The sequence below is a fragment of the Mycobacterium barrassiae genome, assembly GCF_025822765.1.
Taxonomy (GTDB): domain Bacteria; phylum Actinomycetota; class Actinomycetes; order Mycobacteriales; family Mycobacteriaceae; genus Mycobacterium; species Mycobacterium barrassiae.
Genome location: NZ_JACKUK010000045.1, coordinates 1 through 8,667, shown reverse-complemented (window position 1 = coordinate 8,667; position 8,667 = coordinate 1). Strand labels below are relative to the sequence as shown.

8 protein-coding genes and 1 pseudogene (1 of these 9 only partly in view) are annotated in these 8,667 nt (G+C 60.9%); all 9 read right to left on the bottom strand.

All coding sequences use genetic code 11. The annotated features are described in order from the left end of the window. A pseudogene (locus H7J93_RS28410) lies at positions 1 to 42 on the bottom strand (transposase); its annotated part reaches 129 nt to the left of the window's first position; the annotation flags it as partial. A gap of 607 nt (positions 43 to 649) precedes the next feature. After that, positions 650 to 1,111 (bottom strand): DUF2752 domain-containing protein, encoded by a 462-nt coding sequence (locus H7J93_RS28405; RefSeq protein WP_267309612.1) that lies wholly within the window; start codon positions 1,109 to 1,111, stop codon positions 650 to 652. A 357-nt stretch (positions 1,112 to 1,468) separates the two neighbouring features. Next, positions 1,469 to 1,981: an MPT63 family protein gene (locus tag H7J93_RS28400; protein WP_372508062.1), complete on the bottom strand. Its 513-nt coding sequence runs from the start codon at positions 1,979 to 1,981 to the stop codon at positions 1,469 to 1,471. A gap of 967 nt (positions 1,982 to 2,948) precedes the next feature. Next, positions 2,949 to 3,602, bottom strand: a complete 654-nt coding sequence (ripB, locus tag H7J93_RS28395; RefSeq protein WP_372508065.1) for an NlpC/P60 family peptidoglycan endopeptidase RipB — start codon at positions 3,600 to 3,602, stop codon at positions 2,949 to 2,951. Positions 3,603 to 3,744: 142 nt separating this feature from the next. Then, the gene (locus H7J93_RS28390; RefSeq protein ID WP_267309663.1) at positions 3,745 to 5,004 is read right to left on the bottom strand and encodes an MFS transporter; all 1,260 of its coding nucleotides are present in this window, start codon (positions 5,002 to 5,004) and stop codon (positions 3,745 to 3,747) included. Further along, the gene (locus H7J93_RS28385) at positions 5,001 to 6,110 is read right to left on the bottom strand and encodes a PLP-dependent cysteine synthase family protein (protein WP_267309611.1); all 1,110 of its coding nucleotides are present in this window, start codon (positions 6,108 to 6,110) and stop codon (positions 5,001 to 5,003) included. Before H7J93_RS28385 ends, H7J93_RS28390 begins: the two co-directional genes overlap by 4 nt. 106 nt (positions 6,111 to 6,216) lie before the next feature. Next, entirely contained in the window at positions 6,217 to 6,630 is a 414-nt protein-coding gene (gene lpqS / locus H7J93_RS28380; protein WP_267309610.1) for a putative copper homeostasis (lipo)protein LpqS, read from the bottom strand. A gap of 448 nt (positions 6,631 to 7,078) precedes the next feature. Beyond that, positions 7,079 to 8,002, bottom strand: a complete 924-nt coding sequence (locus tag H7J93_RS28375; RefSeq protein WP_267309609.1) for a M56 family metallopeptidase — start codon at positions 8,000 to 8,002, stop codon at positions 7,079 to 7,081. After that, positions 7,999 to 8,370: a BlaI/MecI/CopY family transcriptional regulator gene (locus tag H7J93_RS28370; RefSeq protein WP_267309662.1), complete on the bottom strand. Its 372-nt coding sequence runs from the start codon at positions 8,368 to 8,370 to the stop codon at positions 7,999 to 8,001. Before H7J93_RS28370 ends, H7J93_RS28375 begins: the two co-directional genes overlap by 4 nt. Positions 8,371 to 8,667: the final 297 nt, after the last annotated feature.

Genomic DNA, 8,667 nt, shown 5'->3' with positions numbered 1-8,667 from the left:
TCCTTTGCTCGAGTGACTTTGACGGGTCTCTCGAAGAATCACGCGATGACCTTCAATCACTCGGCTACGACACGCCGGCGCTACTGATCAGGTCCGACTCGTACACCACTCTGCTGGACGCAACCATCATCAGAAGCTAGTGCGCGAATTACGTGCGTATTCGCGCGAGGCAGGTTCTGCAGCGACGAACCTTGAAAAGATGGGCGGCGGGCGTTTAGACCTGGTGCTGAGTAACTTCATCGAGCGAATTGGACCGCAGGAGTCTGAGCGCCTGCGAGAGGCACGGCGCCGGCTGGCACGACGGTCGAGCAAGGCGAAACGGCGGCGACCATCGCGAAGTGCCCGCTCCTTCAGAGCGTTCCCTTGGTTGTGTTTGGGCCTGCGCTGTTGAGTTCACTCACCACGGACGCGCGGACCCCCGCAGCGGCGTGGAGGCTAGCGCTCGTCAATCGGGCACACCGCTGCGAGCGATCCTGTCGGGAATCAGTCGTCTCTCGGAAAAATTCCTTTGAAGATATGCGGCACAAGAACAGTCCCTTCGACCAACGAACTGCGTAGTAAGTCAGTATCAATGTATGACTCGGTGCCGCGACCCAGCGGATAGAGTCCGATTAAAAAGTGTTAGAGCGGAATTCGTGCTGTCGCGATCTTATCCGCCCGTCCAGGGGGCCATCAGTAGTGCGGCGTGCGACTGCTGACGCACGGCAAGCACAATTAGAACGGCGATCGCGACGGCCATAACAGCGTGACGCGGCAAACGCGCGTAGATCCAACGCCCTGTCCACCACCCGACCGCGCCACGCAAGACCAAGCCGACTGCCAGCAAGAGCAGCAGGGGCGCACCGGGGTTGTAACGCATGGCGTTCTCCCACTGACCGCGCATTGTGAGATACACCGATCGGGTCGCACCACAGAAGGGATCCATGATGCCGGCGTAGTGCAGGGGCCCATGGATGTCGATCGACGGGATGCCGACGATCGCGAGGGCGATTGCCCCAAGAAGCCCAGCCACTGCCATCCACGTCCATACCGGCGATTCCGGCCGGCGCGACGTCAGTGACACCACGAACCATCTGTCGCGCGCGGCGGCAGAAGAATCGTTGCCCCTCATCGCCTCTCTCCCCGGTACTGGGTTGGACTTTCATGGTAGGACCTCGCTGGAACTTCTAGTCAAGCGCCGTTTCTTTCCGTAGCTGGTTGATCTGCCATCCCCTGTACATCCGGACTGGCCAGCCGGTCACCCAGCGTTAATGGTCTCGCTCAATAGAACGGCGCGCGGCTGAGCGGCAGCGCAGATAGAAGGGACGCCAGTGCCCGTGGCGCGGGTGCAGGCGAATTCTCTGGAGCGGAGTGGCACCCGCCGGACTGATCGCGTGCACCGCGTCGATCGGCTGGACTCTCAACGCCGGAGGCTGCGGCGGGATCTGTGGCAGTCGGCTGACGAGTCGAAGTATCGTGCAGCGTTGGCTTAGCCCGGCATTTCCATCATCCCGGGCATCATCGACTCACAGAGACACCACATCAACCGCTGCGTGCCGCTACCCGTGTAGGTCACCATGTGAGGGTCTGCGCCGGTGACGTCAAAGTAGACCTTGCCCGTCGACGTCTGTCCTTGCGGGAGGGTAGCCCCTGAAAGGCCCTGCGGACTTGCCACTTGCCACAGCGCCTGATAGCTATCGCCTCCCATCGTTGTCGCGCGCAGATTGGGAATGATTGGTGTGACCGTCCCGGAGACCGCCGCAACGGTTACCGTCGCCTCCCAAAGTTGACCTGCCAGAGGGTAACCCGGCGCGGTGTCGGTGCTCGTTTTCAGGTCTGTCACAGTCCACTCCTGCACGACGGCGCCGCCCGCATCCACCAACCGCTCGGGCGAACCGAAACCGCCCATGCCCTCGGTGCGCGCTGAAGCAGTCGACGAGAGACCAAAGCTCGTCATCACCAGGACTGCCGCGCCAGCTGCCGCTAATCCGAGTTTCCGCACTTCGTGCTCCTTTCCCCGGTGCAGAGCTCGAATGGCTTCGAGCTTGTGCTATTAATCTACTAGGTAGGTGCGTAGACAGGGCGCATAGTCGCTAGGCGAGCCCCTCCAATTCCGAGCGCGGCCGGGACAGACTGGCCGAGGCACGTGACGAGCCAGACCGCGGCCTTCGCCCCAGAAGTCGACCACTCCCCGCATCAGGGTTTTGAATGTTTCGGCTGCCGTAGACATCAACGGTGATGCGTTTGGCGATAGATTCACGACCCCCTTCAGCTGCCGCGGTTATTCGTCAGTGGATGTGGCCCTAATGGCACCGATATGCCAGTGCCCCGGAAGCGAAGCGTCCGGAGCGCTGGGGGACGGCGATTCTCAGCAGGCCGCGTCAACGTAGACGGTGGTGTACTTGACTCTCTGGACGGTCTGATCCCGTGTATTGCGCTTGAGTTCGGTCACCTCCTGCCCTTGTCGAACGCCTCCAACTGAGCACTGATCGAGCGGGGCGTGACCAACCTTGTTCACTATCACCTTGAAGCCTTGCGCTTCGAGCGAGGCGACCGTGTCCGTGACTGACCGCGGACCGCTGGGTGCAGCCGACGCGGCTGCAGGGCTTACCAGGATGGCTGCGCTCGCAGCAACGGCGAAAGCTGCTAGGTGTGTTTTCATCAGATCTCCGATCTTCAGGCGTACGTACTCAATTCGGCACATATACGTACGTAGTAACTCAGTAGATAAACCCAATGCTAGTTCCTGCGGGTGGTCACTGGATGCAGGATGGGGTCCCGATTATGCGTCGGCTAGGTAACGCTATTACATTGTGCCACAATTAAATACAGATGTTTCGCGGATTCGATAGATCGAGTTGTTCGAGAATAATCGGAATTGCTGACACTGACACATCCGATCCGTGTGTATCGGCTGCAAAAGGATGCGCGCACGAGAGCAAATCAGACTCTTGGAGCTGTCTCGCCAATCAGCTCTCGATAATTCGGACTACATAGGGTGTCATTCCCCCTGTGCGCACTGGTGAGATTTTGATTGGCACCCCTGACTGCTGTGCTTCGATCATCTGGCCCCCGCCTAGATAGATCGCTTCGTGTTGACTTCCGCCAGGTCCCCAGAACAACAAGTCCCCACGCTTTGCTTGAGTCGGAGGCATCTTTCGGCCAGCGTCATACTGGTCGCCGGAATATCGGGGAAGGAGAATGCCGACGCCTGCGAAAGCGAACCGTGTCAATCCCGAGCAGTCGAATCCGACGGTTCCAGCCCCTTGGTCGACACCGCGGGTCGGACCGTTGAGGCTGCCGCCACCCCAGGAGTAGGGCACACCGAGTTGTGTACCTGCTCTGCGGATTACGTACTCAATCGCCTGGGAACCGTACAATCGATTGCCGCGAATGCTTGTTTGAGGATTTGTGTTCGGACCGAGGATTCCGAGACTGCTGAGAAAGTTTCGGCCCAAGTTCATCGCGGTTTGTGTTGCGGCGGAGGTTGCTTGCAGGGACGCGTTGGCGATGGCGACAGGATCGCCGGGTGCTCCGGCACTCGCCATCTTCGGAAGAAGTGGATCCCACGGCCCAACGGTCGGTTGGGCCGATGCTGCCGGTACACACGTAAGGAGGACCATGGCGACGACAGCGCCCACGATATTGAGTAGACGGACCTTTTGGCCCATGGCGCCGGTGACCGTTAAATCCTCGCAACGACCATTAGAGACCATGTCCAACCCCTTTTCGGGTCTCGCGCTCACGCATCACAATTAATCGCGGTCAAGCAGCATGCGTTGGGGTGCTGGTTAATTCGGGAACCAGGCGTCCCGTACGGTCGAGCCGGTAGAGAGCCGCGGAGGCCGCCAGCCCCAACGCTGTCAGCGAGAGCCATACGAGGTCTTCACGGCCAGCGGACCGAGCGGCCTGCATCAACGCGCCCGTGGCCAGATTGCCCACCAAAATGCCGATGCCCACGATCGTGTTGTAGAAACCGTAGTGCGTACCGACCAGTCGACTTTCGGCCAGTGACACGACGGTGTCCATCTCGAAGGGAAACACTGCCGCGGAGCCGACGGCAAGCACCGCTGCTCCAACGACGAGGACGACGACCGCGGCGAGCGTGCCGAACCGTGCTTCATTCGGGACGACAATCATCGGTGTGAAGGCGGCAGCGAGGATCAGCATGCCGATCACCAGCGAATGCCCCGACCCCCAGCGCTTGGCGAACCATCGGGTGATGCGAAGCTGCCCCGCGACGGCCACAAGGCCGGAGACCACGAAGACCATCGCGACAATCAGCGATTCATGTTCTGGAACAAGGATCTTGGCATGCAATGGAAGGGCGAGGTAAACCTGAAAGGACAGAACGTAGGAACCGATCATTGCGGTGGAGAACAGCATAAATGACCGGTTCGTGAGGACGGTGCGCCAGTCTTGCAGCACGGTCGTCTTCTCGGCTTGCGGCGTTTCTCGATGCTGCGGCAACGCGAACAGCTGGGCCACGGTCAAGATTGCGAAGACGGCCGCCGCCGACGCGGCGACGACGCGGAAATCGAGAGTCAACAATGCAAGCCCGACCAACGGCCCGGCCAATATTCCCGCCTGATAAAAGATGTTGAAGGTTGCGAACGCCTCGACACGTCGTGGTCCGGAGTCGGCAGCGAGGTAGGCACGCACAGCAGGGTTGAACAGGGCGCCCGCGAAACCTGTTGCCGCGGAGGCAATCAGTACTGCAGGTAGCGAATCAGCCAGAACCAGCAGGGCAAATCCGCCAGTGCGTAGAAGGCACCCGGCGACGATCAGCGGCTTGAATCCGAGGCGGTCGGCGAGTGTTCCGCCGATGATGAACATGCCCTGCTGAGAGAAGTTCCGTACGCCCAGCACAAGTCCGATCGCCCATGCCGCTAGGCCCAGTGGGCCGGCGAGGTATCCCGCGAGATAGGGCATCAGCATGTAGAAACCGAGGTTGATGCCGAATTGATTGATCATCAACATTCGGCTGGGCCAACCGAAGCTACGAAACTGCGCGAGGAAACTCATGACGAGACCACTGCCGGATCCGCAATCGATGACGTACGCGTCCACGATGTGACCACACGTTCGGTTGGGTCGATGATCGATTCCGGATTCTGTGGCGGACTGTCGACGAGCAGCCCGTGGCGGCTGCAGTAGTCGTCGTTATAGACAGTGTCGAAGTAGCGTTGCGGCCCGTCGGGAAAGACTGCTGCGATCGTGGCGTTCGGCGGATTGGTCCTAGCCACCCAACCGGCTACGAGAGCCACGGCCCCAACACTCCAGCCACCTGTGGCGTAGTGGGTAGCGGCAAGTGTGCGGCATGCCCATACGGCCTCCTCGGGAGCGACCCAGTGAACTTCATCGAAGGCGGCGTAGTCCACATTGCGGGGGTAAATACTCGACCCCAACCCCCGCATCAACCGGGACCGTGCGGGCTGGCCGAAAATGGTCGATCCCACGGTGTCAACCCCGATCAACCGCAGATCAGGGTTCGTTTCACGCAGCACCCGCGCTATGCCGGCTGAGTGACCCCCGGTTCCGACAGAGCAGACGAGTATGTCGATCGTCCCCAATTGCGCTGACAGCTCTTCTGCGAGACCCCGATATGCGTCGACGTTATCGGGATTGTTGTATTGATCGGGGTACCACGCCTCGGGCTCTGATTGCAGGATTTCCATTACTCGGTTGCGACGTGCCTGCTGCCACCCGCCGTCAGGATGGGGCTCGGTGACGACATCGACGTCAGCACCGTAGGCGGTTAGCATCCGCGAGATTATCGGTTCTAACCCGGGGTCTGTAACCAGAGTGACTGGGTGGCCGAACACAGTGCCAGCTAGAGCAAGACCTAATCCCAAAGTCCCGCTCGTCGATTCGACGATTCTGCTTCCTGGCCGGAGGTCGCCCCGGGCACGGCCCTGCTCGACCATGTGTATCGCAGGACGATCCTTCATCCCGCCGGGGTTGAACCCTTCGAGTTTGGCCCAAAACCCGCGATTGTCGTTGGTGAACGGTGCTGCGATCCGCAGGACTGGCGTATTTCCGATCATCGTGCCCGGCTTGTCGAAGCGGCGCAGGCGTTGATGATGGCCGGTGTGGTGATGTGATGAGTGGACGGACAGAGCATGGCTCATGAAAGTGGGTCACTCTCGGTGATGCCACGACGTTCTTTGCCGCGGCGACTGACATGGGTAGCGATCACCGACTCGCGCCAAAGGGCGCAAATCTGGCGCTACCGAATCAGCGGCGCGCGATGCAGAGCCGAAGCAGCAGCAGCTGCCCGGCAACCAGATAACCACCCCATCTCGGGGGGCCCCGGATTACAACGGACGAACGTGTTGCCCACTGTGAGAATGCGGCTGCCAGAACGGCGACGAGGCCAATGGCCGCCAGCAGCGTCACTGCACGTGGTAGAGCCGCTTCGGCGAACGCCTCAGGGGCCACGGTGACCGAACCGTCCTGTGCATGCGGGTGCTCAATGACCGCAGCAAAGTCGTCGAAGATGCTTGACGACAACGCGTGCGCACCGTGATGCGCTGGACGGTTGTGCTGGGCGAACTGCCAGCCCACCCCGGCAACCAGCACGACGAGCGCGAGTAAGGCCGCGGCGACGGCATTGCGTCGCACATTACTCGGGGCGTCGTGGTATCTCACAATGATTCTGACGATAGCAGCGGATCGTGCTCATTCCGGGAACCCGAAGGTTCGTCGCCATCTTGTAATCGTGCCGCGATGAATGCGTGTTGGTGGTTTACCGCTCTCAACGCAGCTTGACGTCATGCTTGAGTGTCATTGTCTGATAATGCTTTTGACGAAATCGTTAGATGCCCCGTTGGATATATCTGCAGCTTATCTACGGTTTTAGTACGTAGATATTTGAATGCACGGTGAACGGAAACGTGCTAAGTGGTGGGATGTGTGTGGGTGGTCGGCTGGGAGCGTAGTGCGCTTGCCGCAAGCGTGCTCAAGTGGCGTTTGTGACGGGAATCACACGTGATGCCGTCACGGGTTTCGTGCGGCCGATTTGTCGCAGCGACCCTGTGACGGCCGGCGCGAGGCTTATTTCAAGGCTGCGATGGATCCTCGGCAAATATCCATGGTTTCAGTGGTGACATAGAAAGCTAATGAAGGCTGGCGTCCCGAGCATCATGGTCATGCTCAGGGCAAGCAACATTCTCTGGCACCAGCCGGCTGTCCGGCGGACAGGGTGAGCAAGCCGCATCGCTCGCACAGCCACCGCGGTGCCCGCCGCGGCCAAACCTTCGGCTGGGACGGGGTTGGGTGGTTCAGCCATGGCAAGCAGGCCGCCCAGAATGGGTTCGACTCCGTGTCGCCGGGCGGCAGCATCGTCGGCGCACATCTCGAGCAGCTCAGCGACTGCCTCACTGCTCTGCTGCATCAGCGGCAGTCGGGGGAGAGCCCCGGCCATCGCGCGCAGCATCGTCAATATCTGGTGGTGCCGGCCAGCGATATGGGCCTGCTCATGCGTTAGGACGGCTGCAAGCTCGGAGCGGGCCAACGACGACCAAGCAGCACTGGTGACCACGATCGCGGGGCGATGACCGGACACGCAGTAGGCAGCAGATCTCTGAGCCTCGACGACGACAACGCCAGGACGTGTAGTCGGCCGACCGACCATCAACACGGCGTCGGCGTGCTCCCGGCTTCGCGATCTAAGTCGCGAACTCCACCGGCAGGTTCTGGCCGAGAAAATGACGACCATCGCGATGCCGCCGCTCGCCAAGGCGATTGAACCGCTCAGGCCAGCTAGCCCGCCGTGCTCGGAGAGACCGAACAACTCAAGACACACAGTGGCCGCAGACGTGCCGATCAGACCGTCGATCGCCGCGAGACCGATGAGCACGATCGCGATGACCCACGTGATGAGCGTGGTCGAGATCGCCGTCAACCACACCGCGACTCCCATCTGAGGGCTGACGCCGGGCTTGGTGAGCCGCCGCAACAGTGATGGTGACAGCCAAGCCAGCGCAGCGCCGTAGAGCAGCAGCCATAAGCCGGTGGTCATCGGCGCCGATTACTGCCACGACGCAGCGCTGAGCGCAGTTGCGCGGATTCTTCAGCGCTCATCTGCCCGACGAAGAAGGCCAGGACAGCGTTGGTGTCGCCGCCGGTTTCGAATGCGGCGCGCATCAGTCGAGCGGAACGCTCTTCGCGGCTCATCACTGCGCGGTACAAATACGCTTTGCCGCTGCGTTCGCGGCTCAGCCACTCTTTGCGAAAGAGGTTGTCCATCGTCGACATCACCGTGGTGTAGGCGATCTGGCGGTCGGCCGATAGCTCGTCGAAGATCTGACGCACCGTCACGGGGTCCTCGTAGTCCCAAACCAGGTCCATGATGACGGCTTCCAATTCGCCGAAACCCCGCTGCTGCATGTCGTACTCCGCCTCGCCACGGTGGGGCGTCCACCGCGTCACTCGACTGACTCCTTCGACACAATGTATCTGTCGTCTTGTCCGACCGTTTGTGACACGCAGGGGCGGCGCGAAGCGGACGGAGCCTCGACGACCACAGCAGCCAGCCATGTGAGCAGCACGCCGGACAAGACCTAGCCTCGATCTTTCGTGAGTGAGCTCGGAACGGGGTGTCTGAGCTTGTCTGGTGGCCGGGGGTGTTTGACCGTGGTTGGTTTCCGGCGCTGTGTCGCCGGCTCTCCTGTGGGTGCTTGGTCG